The 17,515-nt window shown below is 73.6% G+C and carries 10 protein-coding genes; 2 read left to right on the forward strand and 8 right to left on the reverse strand.

Features of this window, described 5'->3' with window-relative positions:
* Position 1: 1 nt before the first annotated feature.
* The 6 genes from nadC to N542_RS0107810 are packed head-to-tail and all read right to left on the reverse strand — an operon-like array spanning position 2 to position 5,919.
* Positions 2-904, reverse strand: coding sequence for a carboxylating nicotinate-nucleotide diphosphorylase (gene nadC, locus N542_RS0107785; RefSeq protein ID WP_231482548.1), 903 nt, complete (start codon positions 902-904; stop codon positions 2-4).
* A complete protein-coding gene (locus N542_RS0107790) occupies positions 901-1,992 on the reverse strand; it encodes a sulfotransferase family protein (protein WP_028643451.1) in 1,092 nt (363 codons plus the stop codon). The genes nadC and N542_RS0107790 overlap by 4 nt, the downstream gene beginning before the upstream one ends.
* A complete protein-coding gene (locus N542_RS23855) occupies positions 1,989-3,665 on the reverse strand; it encodes an L-aspartate oxidase (RefSeq protein ID WP_231482550.1) in 1,677 nt (558 codons plus the stop codon). The genes N542_RS0107790 and N542_RS23855 overlap by 4 nt, the downstream gene beginning before the upstream one ends.
* A 15-nt stretch (positions 3,666-3,680) precedes the next feature.
* Positions 3,681-4,100 (reverse strand): aspartate 1-decarboxylase, encoded by a 420-nt coding sequence (panD, locus tag N542_RS0107800; RefSeq protein WP_028643452.1) that lies wholly within the window; start codon positions 4,098-4,100, stop codon positions 3,681-3,683.
* A complete protein-coding gene (gene panC / locus N542_RS0107805; protein ID WP_028643453.1) occupies positions 4,100-4,996 on the reverse strand; it encodes a pantoate--beta-alanine ligase in 897 nt (298 codons plus the stop codon). The genes panD and panC overlap by 1 nt, the downstream gene beginning before the upstream one ends.
* The gene (locus N542_RS0107810; RefSeq protein WP_028643454.1) at positions 4,993-5,919 is read right to left on the reverse strand and encodes a Rossmann-like and DUF2520 domain-containing protein; all 927 of its coding nucleotides are present in this window, start codon (positions 5,917-5,919) and stop codon (positions 4,993-4,995) included. Before N542_RS0107810 ends, panC begins: the two co-directional genes overlap by 4 nt.
* Positions 5,920-6,139: 220 nt before the next feature.
* Here N542_RS0107810 and N542_RS23860 point away from each other — a divergent pair, with 220 nt between their 5' ends.
* Positions 6,140-7,570: a bifunctional cytidylyltransferase/SDR family oxidoreductase gene (locus N542_RS23860; protein ID WP_036506664.1), complete on the forward strand. Its 1,431-nt coding sequence runs from the start codon at positions 6,140-6,142 to the stop codon at positions 7,568-7,570.
* A gap of 676 nt (positions 7,571-8,246) precedes the next feature.
* On the opposite strand, the gene N542_RS0107820 is transcribed toward N542_RS23860, so the two are convergent.
* Complete coding sequence (locus tag N542_RS0107820) at positions 8,247-11,819, reverse strand: bifunctional glycosyltransferase/CDP-glycerol:glycerophosphate glycerophosphotransferase (protein ID WP_155992888.1); 3,573 nt, start codon at positions 11,817-11,819, stop codon at positions 8,247-8,249.
* 97 nt (positions 11,820-11,916) lie between these two features.
* On the opposite strand from N542_RS0107820, the gene N542_RS0107825 reads away from it, so the two are divergent.
* A complete protein-coding gene (locus N542_RS0107825) occupies positions 11,917-15,429 on the forward strand; it encodes a bifunctional glycosyltransferase/CDP-glycerol:glycerophosphate glycerophosphotransferase (protein WP_028643456.1) in 3,513 nt (1,170 codons plus the stop codon).
* On the opposite strand, the gene N542_RS26510 is transcribed toward N542_RS0107825, so the two are convergent.
* Positions 15,419-17,509: a glycosyltransferase gene (locus N542_RS26510; protein ID WP_051551486.1), complete on the reverse strand. Its 2,091-nt coding sequence runs from the start codon at positions 17,507-17,509 to the stop codon at positions 15,419-15,421. The two genes, N542_RS0107825 and N542_RS26510, sit on opposite strands and share 11 nt — an antisense overlap.
* Positions 17,510-17,515: the final 6 nt, after the last annotated feature.

The raw sequence follows: 17,515 nt of genomic DNA on the forward strand, positions 1-17,515 counted from the left end.
CTCAGCCCTCGGTGAGGTCGAGACCGAGGTCGAAGACCTTGACGGAGTGGGTCAGCGCACCCACGGAGATGAAGTCGACACCGGTCCGGGCCACCTCGCGGGCGCGCTCCAGCGTGAGCCCGCCCGAGGCCTCCAGCGTCGCCCGTCCGTCGGTGATCGAGACCGCCTCGGCCATGGTCGCGGCGTCCATGTTATCGAGCAGGATCTCGGTGCAGCCGACCGCCAGCAGCTCACGCAGCTGGTCGAGGTCGGTCACCTCGACCTCCACGCGCAGGTCGGGGTACGCCGTACGCACGGCCCGGTAGGCCGGCACCACGCCGCCGGCGGCCACCACGTGGTTGTCCTTGACCATCGCCCGGTCGCTGAGGCTGAAGCGGTGGTTGACGCCGCCGCCACAGCGCACGGCGTACTTCTGCAGCGCCCGGTAGGTCGGCAGCGTCTTGCGGGTGTCGAGGACCCGGGCGCGGGTCCCGGCGAGGGCCGCGACCCAGTGCGACGTGGCGGTGGCGACGCCCGAGAGGTGGCTGGCGTAGTTGAGGGCGGTCCGCTCGGCGGTGAGCAGGCCGCGGGTCGGGCCGGACACGCGCATCACGACGGTGCCCGCCTCGACGTGGGTGCCGTCGGGCACCCGGTCGGAGACCGTGACGGTGTCGCCCATGACGTAGTGGAAGACGAGCGCGGCGACGCCGAGCCCGGCGACGACCCCGGGCTCGCGGGCGGCGAAGACCCCGCTGCCCCGGGCGTCTGCGGCGATCGTGGCGACGCTGGTGACGTCATCGCCCGGCAGGTCCTCTGCGAGTGCGGCGACGACCTGGTCGTAGACGGCGCGCGCGTCGAGGCCGGCGGCGCCGAGCTCGGCCAGCAGCTCGCCGGGGAGGGCGTCCAGGGGACGGTGGGGGATCACGGGCGGTGGCCTTCCTGCTCGGGTGGGGGCCGGCGCAGCAGCCTGCGTCCGACGATGCGCATCAGCTCGCGGCTGCGGAGCTCGTCCACCGGGACCGACCCGGCGGCGACCGCCTCCTCAGCAGCCAGCCGACGACCCTCCTGCACGCCCGTGGACCGGGCCCGCCGGGTCGCCTCGTAGAGCGCCTCCTGGTCCAGCAGGGCGGCGTCGGCGACGAGCCAGCGGTAGTCCTCGGCGAGCTCGTCGAGCCGGGCCTCCGACCCCGGGTCGGAGGCGCCGCGGCCGACCAGGGCCGAGCAGCTCTCCCAGACCTGCTCGGCCGTCGCCCGCAGGAGGTGCGGGACCGGCACGTCCGCCCAGGAGGCGTCGTGGCGCCGCAGCCCGGGGTCGATGAAGTCGTCGACGGGGTGCGGGCTGACCTCGACCGGCGGGTCGTAGCGCAGGCCGAGCTCGACGCCCACCCGCGACAGGGCCGGACGCCACTCCTGCAGCAGGTCGGCGTAGTCGACGAAGGACCGGACCGCGCCCCGCGTCTCCCGCTCGCTCACCAGCGTGGTGTTGATCCAGCGCATCAGGTTGAGGCTCGCCTGCTCGCGCGGCCCCTCCGCGCCGGCGGCGCGCGCATAGTGGGCGTAGTACGTCGTGCGGCTGCTCACCACCTCGGCCGGGTGCCGCAGCATCGACAGGTAGCGGATCTCCCGGCCGGCCGCGTGCGCGGCGTCGGCCCACAGGTGCTGGGTCCAGACGCTGCGGGGATCCTTCACCACGAGCTGCGGAAGGTCCTCGTGCCGGGCGAGGTAGCGGCCGAGCTTGGCGCGCGCCTGGTCGTCGATCACGGCGTGGACCCGCTCGAGGGCGTCGGGTCGGCCGTCCACGGCGTTGATGCCGGCCCGGCGGATGAGCTGGTTGTGGAAGCGCACGGACCAGCGGGACTCGTAGAAGCCCTTGGGGTTGGACTCGTTGGCGTCCATGAAGGGTCCGGGGACGTCCAGGCCGAGGTGGTGCAGGGTGCCCGCGGCGGTGCTGGTGCCGCTGCGGGCGGCACCGGTCACCAGCACCAGGACGCGTGGGCCGCTCGGGGGCATCACGCCCCCACGTCGCTGGCGGGGGCGCGGGCGAACTCGAGCGTGCTCGCACCGTCGTCCATGACGACGTCGACGTGGCCGGCGAAGTCGGCGTCGTCGCGCTCGGGGAAGTCCTCGCGCCAGTGCGAGCCGCGGGTCTCCTCGCGCAGCGAGGCGGCGGCCGCGAGCGCGGCGCTGATGGTGATCAGGTTGGTCGTCTCCCACGACTCCTGGTCCCCCGCGCCCGCCGACTGGCCGGCGAGCTTGTCCAGCCGGAGGCCCGCCTCATCGAGTCCCTCGGCGTTGCGGAGCACGCCGACGCGCGCGGTCATCACCTCCTGCATCTCACGTCGTACGCCGCCGGCGACCAGGCCGGGGGTCCGCGGGTCGGCCACCGGCGGCAGGAGCGGGCGGAGCTCCGCGGGCAGCACGGTCGCGATCCGACGCGAGAAGACGAGGCCCTCGAGCAGGGAGTTGGAGGCCAGCCGGTTGGCGCCGTGGACACCGGAGCAGGCGACCTCGCCGGTGGCGTAGAGGCCCGGGACGTTGCTGCGCCCCCACAGGTCGGTGCGGACTCCGCCGGAGGCGTAGTGGCAGGCCGGCGCGACCGGGATCAGATCGGTCACCGGGTCGACGCCGTGGCTGCGAGCGGTCGCCAGGATGGTCGGGAAGCGGCGTTCCCAGAAGGCGGCACCCAGGTGCCGGGCGTCCAGCCACATGTGCGGGTGGTCGCTGTCGATCATCCGGCGCATGATCGCCTTGGCCACGACGTCGCGGGGCGCGAGGTCGGCCAGCTCGTGCACGCCCTGCATGAAGCGGTTGCCCTCGAAGTCGACGAGGAAGGCGCCCTCGCCGCGGACGGCCTCGGAGATCAGCGGCTGCTGGCCACGGGAGTCGGGGCCGAGGTACATCACCGTGGGGTGGAACTGGACGAACTCGAGGTCGCGCAGCACCGCTCCGGCGCGGAGCGCGACCGCCATCCCGTCGCCGGTCGAGACCGACGGGTTGGTGGTCTGGGCGAAGACCTGGCCGAGCCCACCGCTGGCGAGCACGACCGCGCGGCACAGCACCGCTCCGACGCCGTCGCGCTGCCCCTCGCCCATGACGTGGAGGGTGAGGCCGGCGACCCCGCCGTCCTCGGCGAGCATCAGGTCGACGGCGAGGGCGTGCTGGATGACCTCGATCTCCGGAGCCTGCTCGACCGCGGCGATCAGCGCCCGCTGGATCTCGGCGCCGGTGGCGTCGCCGCCCGCGTGCGCGATCCGGTCGCGGTGGTGGCCGCCCTCACGGGTCAGCGAGAGCTCGCCGTGGTGGTCGTGGTCGAAGTTGGTGCCCAGCGCGATCAGCTCGCGCACGGCTTCGGGCCCCTCGGTCACCAGCACCTCGACGGCGGCCCGGTCGCACGCGCCGGCACCGGCGACGAGGGTGTCGACCTCGTGCTCGTGCGGGGTGTCCCCCGGGCCGAGGGCGGCGGCGATGCCGCCCTGCGCCCACTGCGTCGAGCCCGCGGCGAGGACGTCCTTGGTGACCACGAGGACCTTGTCGACCTCGTTGCGCAGCCGCAGGGCGGCGGTCAGTCCGGCGATGCCGGAGCCGATCACGACGACGTCAGCGGTCGTGGTCCACCCGGGTTCAGGAGCGAGGAGGCGGCCGGGCACGCGTCGTACGGGGACCGTGTCGGCTGAGTTGAGGACCACCGAGGCAGGCTAGCGCTACCGACCAGCGACCCGGTCGCCGCGGACCAGGCCCGAGCCGTCGGGCGCCTCGGCCGGGTCGAACCCGGTCGCGAGGATGGCGTTGTCGGCGTCGACGAAGACCACGCTGGGCTGGAACTCACGCGCCTGCGCGGTGTCCATCTGGCCGTACGCGATCAGGATCACCAGGTCGCCCGGGTGCACGAGTCGGGCCGCGGCCCCGTTGATCCCGATCACGCCGGAGCCGCGCTCGCCCGCGATCGTGTAGGTCTCGAGCCGTGCTCCGTTGGTGATGTCGACGATGTGCACGAGCTCGCCGGAGAGCAGGTCGGCGGCGTCGAGCAGGTCCTCGTCGACGGTCACCGAGCCGACGTAGTGCAGGTCCGCCTGGGTGACGGTGGCCCGGTGGATCTTGCTCTTCATCATGGTCCGCAGCATCAGGACGTCCCTTCCCGCGACGCCACGGGTGCCCCCAGGACGAGCGGCATGTTGTCGATCAGGCGCGTGGAGCCGACGCGGGCGGCGATCAGGATCCGGGCCTCCGTGCCGGGAGGTACGACGGCGGGCAGGACGCCGAGGTCGGCGTCCGTGACGACGAGGTAGTCGAGGTCCACGCCGTCGGCGGCGCGCAGCTCCGCACGGGCCGAGTCGAGAGCGACGTCGGGGCCGTAGCGCTCGACCTCCTGCGCCGCCCGCAGGGTCCGGTTCAGGGCCGCAGCCTGCTGTCGCTGCTCCTCGTCGAGATAGCGGTTGCGGCTCGACAGCGCGAGGCCGTCCTGCTCGCGGACGGTCTCGGCCCCGACGACGTCGACGGCCAGGTTGAGGTCGAGCACCATCCGCCGGATCAGCGCGAGCTGCTGGTAGTCCTTCTGGCCGAAGACCGCGACGTCCGGGCGGACCAGCCCGAAGAGCTTGGCGACGACGGTCAGCACGCCGCGGAAGTGGCCGGGCCGGGTCCTGCCCTCGAGGACCTTGCCGAGCGGCCCCGGCTTCACCGTGACCTGCGGGTCGCCGCCCGGGTAGACCTCGTCGACCGACGGCGCGAAGACGATGTCGACGCCCTCCCGCTCGCAGATCTTGAGGTCGTCCTCCAGCGTGCGCGGGTAGCGGTCCAGGTCCTCGCCGGCGCCGAACTGCAGCGGGTTCACGAAGATCGACACGACCACCTGGCCGTCGCCCACGCGCTCGCGAGCCGTCTGGATCAGGCTGGCGTGGCCGTCGTGCAGCGCACCCATCGTGGGCACCAGCCCGACCGTCCTGCCCGCGGCGCGGGCAGGGGCGAGCAGCGCCGCCAGCTCCGCGCGGGTGGCGGCGACGGTCGGCGTACCGCTCATCGCCGGCGGAGGGGCGAGCGCGTGCCGGCGGTCGCCCGCTCGGCTCCGTCCAGGGCCCGCAGGATCGCGGCCGCTCGGATCGGCAGCACCCGGCCGTCGGTCACCGCGCGGCTGAGGGTGTCGCGCGCGAGGGCGACGTACGACGGCAGCGTCTGCGGGGCGTTGTCGCGGAGGTCGGCGAGGTGGGCGCGGACGGTGTTGACGTCGCCGCGGACGATCGGGCCGGTCAACGCGGCGTCACCGTGGTCGAGCGCGTTGTCGAGGGCCGCGGTCAGCAGCGGGCGGAGGGTGCCGGCCGGGTCGTCGGCACCGGCGGCGGCGAGCATCTCCATGGCCTGGGTCACCAGGGTGACCAGGTGGTTGGCCCCGTGCGCGAGACCCGCGTGGTAGAGCGTCCGCATCTCCTCGGGCACCCACATCGCGCGGCCGTCGAGGTCGGCGACCAGCGACTCGGCGAGCGCGTGCTCGGCGGGCTCCGCGGTGAGGCCGAAGACGCACCCGGCGAGCCGGTCGAGGTCGAGCGCGGTGCCGGTGAAGGTGAGGGCGGGGTGCATCGCGACGACGCGTGCGCCGACCGCGACGGCCGGGGCCAGGACCTCGAGACCGTGGCGGCCCGACGTGTGCACGACGTACTGCCCGGGACGGATGGCACCGGCGTCGGTCAGCGTCGTGACGACGTTGCGCAGCATGTCGTCGGGGACGGTGAGCAGCAGCAGGTCGCAGCCCCGCGCCACCGCGGTGGGCTTGAGCGTCGGGACGCCCGGCAGCAGGTCCGCGATGCGGGTTCGCGATGCGTCGGACTCGCCCGCGGCAGCGACGACCTCGTGGCCGGCCTCGCGCAGGGCGGCGGCCAGGACGGCTCCGACGCGACCCGCGCCGACGACCCCCACCCGCAGACCGGTCTCCCGGGAGTGCAGCGTCATGAAAGGACCTCTCGTTCCAGTCCCTCCGACCACTCGCTCCCAGGACTGCGGGGCCGAGCCGGGTGGGGTACCGGACTATGGATGCTGACGTCCTGAGCGTACGCCGCGCGTCACCGGGCAGAAACAGACGCTCCTCGTGCGATGGGTCACACGCCCGCGGCCGGGGCACGGCGGAGTGCTGTGGGAAACTACGGCGGTTGTCGTGCTGAGAAGGAGTGCCGTGTCGGGATCGCGCAAGAACGTGGCCGTGCTGCTCGCGGGAGGCGTGGGCGTCAGGGTCGGCCTCGGCGTCCCCAAGCAGCTCATCAAGATCGCCGGGCACTCGATCATGGAGCACACCCTGGCGATCCTCGACCGGCACCCGGACGTGGACCAGATCGTCGTGATGATGGCGCCCGGGCACCTCGACGCCGTGCACGCGATGGTCCGCGACGGCGGCTACAGCAAGGTCACGGCGATCCTCGAGGGCGCCGGCACCCGCAACGACACCACGCTCGCCGCCCTGGCCGCGCTGGGCGAGGACGACTGCAAGGTCCTGCTGCACGACGCCGTACGCCCGCTGGTGAGCGCCCGCATCATCAGCGACTGCTTCAGCGCCCTGGACACCCACGACGCCGTGGACGTCGCGATCCCCTCGGCCGACACGATCATCGAGGTCGGACCGGACAACACGATCCGTGACATCCCCCCGCGCGCCAACCTGCGCCGCGGCCAGACCCCGCAGGCCTTCCGGCTGTCGACCATCCGCGCGGCGTACCGCCTCGCCGGCGAGGACCCGAACTTCGAGGCGACCGACGACTGCACCGTCGTGCTGCGCTACCTGCCCGACGTCCCGATCTGGGTCGTGCCCGGCGACGAGCGCAACATGAAGGTCACCGAGCCGATCGACATCTACCTGGCCGACAAGCTCTTCCAGCTCACCGGCAACGACGCGCCGGCGATGCGCAGCGACGAGGCGATGCGGGCAGCGCTCGAGGGCAAGACGGTCGTCATCTTCGGGGGCAGCTACGGCATCGGCTCCGACATCGCCGACCTCGCGGCGTCGTACGGCGCCAACGTCGCCTCCTACAGCCGCTCGACCACCCAGACGCACGTGCAGCGCCGCGAGGACATCGCGAGCGCGGCCCGCGACGCCGTGGAGCGGTTCGGGTCGGTGGACTTCGTCGTCAACACCGCCGGCGTGCTGCCGCGCGGGACGCTGGTGGAGGCCTCCGACGAGACGATCTACGCCGCGACGGACATCAACTACATCGCGCCGATCCTGATCGCCCAGGAGTTCCACCCGCTGCTGCGCGCCACCGGCGGCAGCCTGCTGCTCTTCACCTCGAGCTCCTACACCCGCGGTCGCAGCGGCTACAGCCTCTACTCCTCCGCGAAGGCCGCGACGGTCAACCTGACGCAGGCGATCGCCGACGAGTGGGCCGCCGACCGGATCCGGGTCAACTGCATCAACCCCGAGCGCACCGGCACCCCGATGCGCACCAAGGCCTTCGGCGAGGAGCCCGCGGGCTCGCTGCTGGAGTCCACCGCCGTGGCGAAGGCGTCCCTCGAGACCCTGATCTCGGCCGGCACCGGCCACGTCATCGACCTGCGCCGCCTCGACCCCCTCGAGTCCCTCCGCATCGCCGAGACCGAGGCCCTCCAGCCCTAGCGGTGCCCCGCGCGTGAGGCGGCGACGTACGACGGCGCTTCCGGTGGTCGAGCAGCGAGCGCCAGCGAGCGTCGTCGAGACCCCCGCACCCGACCTTGCGCGTGGGCTGCGGGGGTTTCGAGACGGGCCTAGCGGCCCTCCTCAACCACCGGAGGGCCGCCGTTCGGTGGTTGAGGTGCGAAGGCCGCCAGGCCTGAGCCTCGAAACCACCCCGCACCCGAGCCTCCGGTGGTCGAGCAGCGAGCGCCAGCGAGCGTCGTCGAGACCCCCGCATCCCGACGTACTGCCTCGGCTGCGAGGGCTTCGAGACGGGCCTAGCGGCCCTCCTCAACCACCGGAGGGGCCGCGGTCCCCGGTGGTCGAGCAGCGAGCGCCAGCGAGCGTCGTCGAGACCCCCGCATCCCGACGTACTGCCTCGGCTGCGAGGGTTTCGAGACGGGCCTGGCGGCCCTCCTCAACCACCGGAGGGGCCGCCGTTCGGTGGTTGAGGTGCGAAGGCCGCCAGGCCTGAGCCTCGAAACCACCCCGCACCCGACCTCGCGCGTGGGCTGCGGGGGTTTCGAGACGGGCCTGGCGGCCCTCCTCAACCACCGGGTGGGCCGCGGCCCTCCTTAACCACCGGTGGGCCGGGACCTCCTCAACCACCGGTGGGGCCGTCCTCGACCACCGGTCGTCGCTAGACGAAGAAGGTCTTCACGACCTTCTCGGCCGACCGCCCGTCCTGCAGGTAGTTGTACTTCTCGTGGAAGGCGGCCAGCGGGGCGGCGGAGCGCTGCCGCAGCCCGTCGAGGTCGCGCAGGAGGGTGATGACCTCGTCGGGGGTGTTGACCAGCGGTCCGGGCGCGGACTCCTCGAAGGGGTAGAGGAAGCCGCGGACGCCGCCGACGTACGACGCGAGGTCGGGGACCAGGAAGATCATCGGCCGGCCCGTGAGCGCGAAGTCGAAGCGCAGCGACGAGTAGTCGAGGACGGCGACGTCGGAGGCCAGGATCAGGTCGTTGATCTCCGGGTAGTGCGTGACGTCGATGAGCTGAGCGCCGAACTCGCCACCGGTCGCCTCGGCGTGGAACCGGTGCCCGCGCATCAGCAGGACGTAGTCGCGACCGAGCTTGCGGCTGGCGACCTCGACGTCCAGGTGGTGCACCACGTCGGCCGAGCGCCAGTTGGTCGCCATGTCGTCGCGCCAGGTCGGGGCATAGAGGACGACGCGCTGGCCAGGGGCGATGCCGAGGCGGGCGCGGGTCTCCTCGCGGATCCGGTCGGCGTCCGACGAGACGAGCACGTCGTCGCGGGGATAGCCCTCGTGATGGATCGGGCCGTCGTAGCGGTACTCGCGCCGGTAGTGCTCGTCCATCTCGGGCGCGGGAGTCAGGATCGTCGTCCAGTCGCCGGAGGTGCGGGCGAGCTCGAGGTCGATCCGGCGGGGGGTGTAGCCCTTGCTCTCCCACATCCGGATGCCCATCGACTTCGCGGGGTAGCCGTGGAAGGTCTGCAGGAAATGCTGCCCCGGTCGCACGGAGAACCAGCGCTCGGGGTCGATGTTGAGGCAGAGGTAGCGCGCGGTCGCCAGCACGCGGTACCACTCCCGCGAGCGCATCAGGACCGGTACGCCGCCCTCCGGCACCACCGAGGAGCCGCTGGCGACCCCCCAGTAGATCGTCAGGTCGGGTCGCGTACGACGCAGCTCGTGGTGGATCGCGAGCTGGCTGTCGGTGGCGGTCAGCCCGGTGTACGACTGCAGGTAGACGGCCGTGTCATCGAGGGGCAGGTCGCAGGTGCGGTACCGCTCCTGCAGCCGCGCCTGGGCGAGCGGGCCGGAGTCGGTCTCCGCGATCGGGGGCTGCAGGACGAGGCACGCAGCCGCGTCGTCGCGCGCCGGGCGCATCCGGAAGTCGTCGTTGGCCGTGACGTCGAAGAGCCGGCCGATCAGGTCCTCGCCGAGCAGGGCCAGGCCCTGGTGCTGAGCCGCCTTCGGACCGTGGTGCACGCGGAGCTCGTAGCGACCGGTCGGGATCAGCGACGCCCCCAGCGTCCACTCGTCCCAGCGGGTCGGGAGGTGCACGCGCAGCCGACCGGCGGCCTCGGTCGGCGTACCGCTGACCGTGACGCGGCCGCCCGTGAGGGTGACGGCGTACTGCGCAGGCGCGACGCCCAGCCACCGCGCCGTGACGTCGATGCCGCCGTCGACCAGCGCCAGGTCGTCCACGACCAGGGTGCCGATCGCGTCGACCACCTCGGCGTTGCCGTCCTCGGTGCGGCTGAGCACCACCTCGCCGACACCGGTTGCGAGCCACTGCGGAGCCGCTGCGGGCCAGGCGACCGGCACCTCGCTGCCGTCGTGGCCGATCGCGACCAGCCGGAGCCGGCGCGAGGGGTCCCCCGGCCTCGGCCGGGGCAGCTCGAGGGTGGCGACGACCCGCCCGCCGTCGACGCCGCAGCGCGCGGACGCGACGACGCCGACGTCGTCCACGGCCCGCAGCTCGGCGACCCCGACGGGACCGGGAGTGATGGTGGCCGTGACCACGGACCCGACGACGGCCGCGTCGACCAGCTGGGGGGCCGACGACGGTCGGGCGACCAGCCGGAACCTGGCCGCGGTCCGGCCGCGGATGCCCACCCGGGCATCGGCCAGCACGCGGTCGCCGAGGTGGCCGGTCTCGATCAGCCCGGTGGAGAACCGCTCCTCGATCCGCGTGATCGCGCCGGTGCGGACCAGCCCCCGCGCCCGCATCTCCAGCTCGACGGTCCACGTGACCAGGCGGCCAGCTTCGCGGGCCCGCTCGGCCAGCGCCGTGGTCGGGACCGCGAGCGTGAAGCCGCCGTTCGCGTAGTCCTGGTAGCGCGACCCGTCGAGGAGGTTGGCCCTCGAGGTGGCGTACCGCGAGACCTCGAGCGGCCGACGCTCGCCGCTGCCGCCCTCGACCAGCCAGGCGCGGAGCTCGGTGTCGTCGCCGAGGTCGACGTGCTCGATCCGGGCGGCCCCGCGCAGCTCCAGCCGCTCCGGGTCGACCCAGGTGATCGCGTAGAGGGCGGCCGACAACGGAGTCTCCGCCTCGCGCATCTCGTACGCGCCGCGCGGCACCCCGACCGCCGGGTCGTCGAAGAACGGCAGCCGGGCCAGCACGACCCCGTCGCTCACCTCGGTCGGGCGGTGGGAGTTCTCGAAGAGCCGCGACGTGACGTAGTCCTCGAGCTCGGCGCGCCTGCCCTCGCGGACCAGCCACAGCTTGACCCGCGAGTCGGCGCGCAGGGCCGCCCAGGCGCTCTCGCCGCCGGAGGTGACGAGCTCGTCGACCACGACCCGCAGCCGCTCCCACTGGTACGGCGTCGCTCGCTCGATGTCGCCGAGGAACGGCTGGATCGCCGCGTCGAGCGTGCCCCACAGCCACCAGTCCAGCACGTCGGGGAGCCCGAGGGCCGCGACCTCGGTCTGCGTCGCCTCCCGCTCGTCGAGCCACCGGTCGAGCTCGGAGAGGACGTCGCGCACCGCACCGACGCTGACACCCTCCCGGCGTCCGGTCGGGGTGTAGCTGGGGTCGGTCAGGAGGTCGAACTCCGGAGCCCGCGTGTACGTCGACAGCGCGAAGCTGGTGCCCAGCCGGTCCTCGGCGTCGAACTGCAGGCCGGCGTCGACCCAGAACGAGCGCCGGATCATCCGGTTGCCGACGGCGAGGTCGGTGATCGCCACAGGGGTGGCAGCGAGCGTCGTACGCCGGATCTCGGTGTGGTGCGCGGCCTCCAGCGGCGACTCCACCGAGGCGTTGAGGTTGAACGGCGGCTGGATCCGACCGACGGCCATCGCCGACCCGGTCTCCTCGAGCGCCGCGACCATCCGGGCGATCGCGTTGGGCGCGAAGTCGTCGCCGCCGCGACCGAACATCAGGTAGCCGTCCTGCGCCCGCTTGGCGCCGGCGTTCCAGGCGGCCGCCAGGTCGCTCTCGGGCGGCGCCACCCGGATCCGCCAGTCCTCGGCAGCCTCCGGCCGCACGGAGGCGAGCGCACCGGTCGCGGGGCCGTACGGCACCACCAGGACGTCGAGGTTGGGGTAGGCCTGGCCGCGGATCGACTTCATGCAGGACGCGACGCGGCTGGTCTCGGTGTCGCTGACCGCCACCACGATCGTGACCCGGGGACCCTTCCACCGCCCGCGCAGCGTGCGCGTCGCCCGACCGAGCGGACCGCGGATCGCCACCGGGGTGGACTTGCCGACCTTGACGAGAGCACGCTCGACGCGCTGACGTGAACGCAAGAAACAGGCCCCTCTTCAGTCGGCTGAACGACTGATCGTATCCCGCGTGGACTGGGCTACGCTGCGCCCGTACTCCGCCGGACGCGAAGACAGGCAGATGTCAGACCGAGAGCTGCGCCACCGATCCACCGCGGTCGCCCGTCGCGTGCTCCGCTCGGCGCGACGCCACCGGCCCGCGAGCCCCGCCGAGCCGGTGCTGACCGTGGTGATCCCGGTCTACAACGTCGAGGCCTACCTCGCCGAGTGCCTCGACAGCGTGCTGGCGCAGTCGTTGGCCGAGCTCGAGGTGATCGCCGTCGACGACGGGTCGACCGACGGCTCGCCGCAGGTCCTTGCGGCGTACGCCGCCCGCGACCCTCGCCTGCGCGTCCTGACCCAGCCGAACTCCGGGCAGGGCATCGCCCGCAACGCGGCCGTCGCGCTGGCACGTGGCGAGTTCCTCACCTTCTGCGACTCCGACGACGTCGTGCCGCGTACGGCGTACGCCCACATGGTCGACACCCTGCGCCGAAGCGGCTCCGACCTGTGCGTGGGAGCCGTGCGGCGCTTCACGCACCGCAAGGTCTTCGGCACCTCGTGGGCGACCGTCCACGACCACGACCGGCTGGGCACGACGCTCGACGAGTCGCCGGACGCGATGCAGGACATCATCGCCTGCAACCGGATGTTCCGGACGGCCTTCTGGCGCGACCGGGTGCCGCCCTTCCGCGGCCACATCGCCTACGAGGACCACGTGCCGATGCTGGCCGCCTACGTGCGCGCCGAGCGCTTCGACCTCCTCGCCCGGGTGACCTACCGCTGGCGGATGCGGGAGGACAACACCTCGACCGGCCAGCAGAAGGCCGACATCGAGAACCTCCTCGACCGGATCGCGGTCAAGGAGGAGGCCCACGACCTGCTGCGCGCCGAGGCGTCGGCGACGGCGTACGACGCCTGGGTCGCGCGCACCCTCGACATCGACTTCCAGCCGTTCATCGAGCCGGCGCTGGCGGCGGGCGAGATGTACCGCAACGTCCTGGCGGCCGCCTTCGCCACCATGCTGGAGCGCGCCACCGAGGCGGCCCTCGGCGAGGTCCGCTTCGTCTCGAAGGTGCGGTCGTGGCTGTGCGCCCACGGCGAGTGGGACACGATCGTCGACACCGACGAGTACTTCCGCACCCATGGCCGCCACCCGGCGGTGTCCGCGGAGGGACAGCGCCTGATGGCGCGGCTCGACGACGAGGCGCCGTTCGTCGACCTGGTCCCACGCGCGCTGTGGGGTCTCGCCCGCCACGAGTCGAGGCTGGACGCCGGGCTGCGCTCCGCGACGTGGACCGACCGGACCCTCGACCTCAGCGGGTACGTCGTGGTGCGCGGACTCAGCAGCGTCGGCAACCCGCCCGCGATCGAGGCCTGGCTGCACGACGACGCCACGGGCACCCGGCTCGACCTCCAGCCCCGGGCCGTCTCGGGGCCGGGTGTCACCGCGCTCGTCCGCGCCGCCACCGCCGACTACGACGAGTCCGGGTTCGAGGTCTCCGTCGACCTGGCCCGGCTGGTCACGACCACTCCGACCACCCCGACGACGTGGTCGCTCCGCCTGCGGGTCCGCCAGGGCGAGGTGGTCCGCGAGGGCGGTCTGCACTCCGCCGTCGAGGGCTCCCCCGCCGCCCGGCTGCGCGCGCGGGTCGTCGACGGCTCCGTCCTGGTGCGGCCGGTGCTGGCGGACCACGGCCTGGAGATCGTCGTCGCCCCGGTGCCGGTGTCCGCGGAGCCCGGTCGCTCCGGGCCGGGGACCGTGTCCGGACGGCTCGTCGGAGACGTCCGGGGCGTCGCGCTGGCGCTGCGCCCCGGCGACCGCCGGGTCGCGGGCGACCTGACGACGGACGGCCGGTTCGAGATCGCCCTGCCGGGCGATGCCCCCTGGGTGCGCGGCGAGCTGCTCGCCCGGGTGGCGGACGGTCAGGAGGTGCCGGTGCCGCCGGCCGCCGTGGAGCCGGACGGGCGCCCCGGCCCCGACCGGTCAGGGTGGACCACGAGCCCCCGGGGCCACCTGGAGGTCCTCGCCGACGCTCGGCGCGCGGCCGTGCGCGAGGTGCGGGTCGACGCCGCCACCGTGACCTACGAGCTCGACGCGGCCGCGCTCGGCCCCGCCGAGGTGCGCGCGGGCGCCCTCGTCTCCGACCACGCCCGCCACGACACCGCCGAGGTCGAGCAGCTGGGCGACGGGGTCCTGCTGGTCTTCCCGCGCCGCGTCGACCGGTGGGGCACCGGCACCGCCACCGTGGTGCCGACCGGCAACTACCGGCTCGAGGTCACGCTGGCCGACGGCACCGTGCTGGTCGCCCAGCCGACCGACGAGCTGGGCGCACGGCTGCCGGCCGCCGAGGTCGACGGCGACCTGCGCCTCAACCTGCGCGTGCGGCGCACCGGCCACCTCGGCACGGTCGTCGCACCGCCGCTCAGCCAGCGCGACGGCACCACGCGCGGGCAGCAGCTGCTGCGCACGGCGTACCGCCACGCCAGCGGCCCCGCCGACGGCGTGCCGACCGACTCGGTGCTCCTCGTCTCCGCCGACGGCTGGCAGGTCGACGGGCACCCGTTCGCCCTGGACCGGGAGCTCGCCCGCAAGCGTCCCGAGCTGGTGCGCTTCTGGGGCGTGCGCAGCCACGAGCTCGCCGCCCCGCAGGGATCGGTCCCGGTCGTGATCGGCTCACCGGCCTGGTACGACGTGCTGCGCACCAGCCGCTACCTCTGCGTCGACGGCGACCTCGACACCTACGTCGAGAAGCGGCCGCACCAGCGGCTCCTGCAGACCTTCCGCGGTCGCCCGTTCAAGGCGATGGGGCGGTCGCTGTGGGAGCACCAGGGCCTCTCCGAGGCGCGGATCGAGCGCGAGACCGCCCGCCGACAGCGCGAGTGGGACGCGGTCCTGGCGCCCGACGAGGCGGCCGCCGAGCTCTACCGGCGCGAGTTCGCGTACGCCGGGCCGACGATCACCACCGGCTCACCGCGCTGCGACCTGGTCCTCGGCCGCGACCGCGAGAGCACCCGCCGCGACGTCCTCGCCGGTCTCGGCCTGCCGGAGGACGCCACCGTCGTCCTCTACGCACCCACCTACCGCGACACCCTCAGTCCGCGGGTGCCCAGCGCCGGCCTCTTCGCCGAGCTCGACCTCGACCGGCTGACCCGCGGCCTCGGCCCGGACCACGTCGTCCTGCTGCGGGCGCACCCGCTGGATCGTCGCGAGTCGCTGCGCGCCGTCCGCGGCACCTCCGTCGTCGACGTCACCGACCACCCCGACCTCGCCGGCCTGCTCCTCACGGCCGACGCAGCGATCCTGGACTACTCGAGCCTGCGCTTCGACTGGGCGCTGACCGGCCGGCCGGCCGTCTGCTTCGTCCCCGACCGGGAGCACTACCTGCGCGTCCGGCCGTCCCTCTTCGCGTACGACGACACCGTCGCGGGCCCGCAGCTGAGCACCACCGAGGAGGTCGTCGACCGGCTGCGCGACCTCCCGCGACTGGCCGCGGAGCAGCACGACGCGATCGCCGAGATCAACCGCCGGTTCAACGGTGCGGAGGACGGCGCGGCCTCGGCGCGCGCCGTGGCCGCCTTCTTCACCGACTGAGGTCGGCGATCATCCGGCGCAGCTGGGCGGTCGCGCCCGCGACGTCGCCGAGCTCGGAGCGGTACGCCGTGCTCATCGAGTCGAGCATGCTGCCCGGCTCGACCACCGCCCAGACGTCGGTGCCGCTGCCTGCGTAGTCCGACCACTTGGACGGCAGGTAGGGGTTGACCGGGTAGTGCGGCTTGGTCCGGGCGTCGTTGACGAGCAGCACGTCCATCTTCGTCGTGAGGTTGAGGAACTCCAGGTAGGGCACGTACGGACCGGCCTCGACGACGTCGGCCAGCCCCTTGGCCGCGACCTCGGCCGTGAGCTCCTCGGGGTCGGCGGTGAAGACGCGCAGCACGATCCGGGCCCGCTCGTCGGGCTCGAGGGCACCGAGCGCGTCGACGATCTCGGTGAGCCCGCGCGTGGTGTAGAAGGCGCCGAAGTAGGCGAGGTTGACCCGGCCCGGCGTGCGCTCCACCGGCGTGACGACGCGGTGGTAGAAGTCCGGCGGCAACGTCGGGTGGTGGTCGACGACCGCCCGGCTGCGGATGCTCTCGACCAGCTCCTGCTCGGGCAGATAGCCCAGCATGAACTCCATCTGGAGCTCGTTGGTGAAGTGGATCTCGTCGGCCAGCGCGTAGGTGACCAGCTCGACGAGGTGCGGGACGTCGAGGTCGTCCGGCACCCGCACGCCGTGCGCGACCAGGCCCTCGGTCAGCTCGGTCAGCAGCGCGCCCCGGCGTACGCCCGTGGTCCGACGCTCGCCGCGCGAGTCCCACAGCATCGGGTCGGAGAACTCCGCGATCCACCGCGTCCCGGGCCAGCGCAGCTTCACCTGGGCGGCCAGCAGGTGCGAGGCGGGGAACATGGCCCGGCTGTAGACCGAGCGGTAGGTGCCTTTCTCCTCCACCCACCGGGTCACCGTCGCCAGCCCCTCGCGGCAGAAGGCCGCGACCGGGCGCCAGCGGAAGGCGACCGCGTCGGTGGCGACCCGGTGGTGCCGCCCGACGTACCGGTCGACGATGACGTCCGCCCCCGGATCGGTGCCCCGGAGCCGGTCCAGCGTGTTGGACACGACGTCGACCATCACGCCCCGCGCGCGGACCCGGCGGGCGGCGACGCCGGCGCTGGTGTCGGCGTACGGCGTGAAGGCGTAGAGGATCGCCAGGTCGTGGGCCATCTCGCCCTGGAGCACCCGCCGGTCCACCGCCGTGTCCAGACCTCGGCGGTCGATCTCGTCGAGCACCCGCTGCTGGTCGCCGGGATGACGGTCGAGGTACGCCGCCAGCCGCTTCGTGACCGAGACGACCAGGTCCTGCCGGAGCCGCTGGGCGTCGGGCGCCGCCGGCGTCCGCGACGCCAGTCGCTCGATGATGTCGAGGAGCGGCTCGACCGCCTCCTCGAAGCCGGGCTCGCTCACCGGCGTCGTGACCGTCCGGTGGTACGCCGCGTCCTCGTCCACCGCGCCGACGTGCAGGCCGAAGGGCACCCGCGCGTAAAGGTCCGCCCAGAAGACGAGGTCGTCCCCGCTGCGCAGGTCCTCGTCGAAGCCCACGCGTCGGGCGTACGCCGTGGGCACCAGCGTGCCCGCGAGCGATCGCAGGACCGCGCTGTCCCCGTCGACCGGGCCGGTCGTCCCCACCCGCGGCCGCAGGCGGCGAGCGAGGTCGGTGTCGAGGTCGGGGTCTGCCCCCGGCACCACCTCGGCGACGGGGGCGACCGGCACCACCCCCGGCTCCGCCGCTCCGAGCAGCGCCTGCAGGTAGCCGGGCCCGACCCGGTCGTCGGGGTCGACGAAGGTGACCAGCCGGCCGACGGCCGCTGCGATGCCGAGGTTGCGGGCGCGCGCCCCTCTCGGGTCGGCGCTGCGCACGGTCCGCAGCCGCAGGGCGGGGTGCCGCTCCCGGGCCGCGGCCGCGCCGGCCGGCGTCCCCTCGCGACCGTGCAGCACGACGACCACCTCGTACTGCTCGCCGGGGAGCGTCTGGGCGGCGAGCGAGTCCAGGCAGCGCCCGATCTGGTCGACCTCGCGGAGGCTGGGCACGACGACCGACACCTGTGGCCGGACCGTGGCGCCGTCGCTCGCATGCGCCATGGCGCA

It is taken from the genome of Nocardioides sp. URHA0020 (genome assembly GCF_000620705.1).
Taxonomy (GTDB): domain Bacteria; phylum Actinomycetota; class Actinomycetes; order Propionibacteriales; family Nocardioidaceae; genus Nocardioides.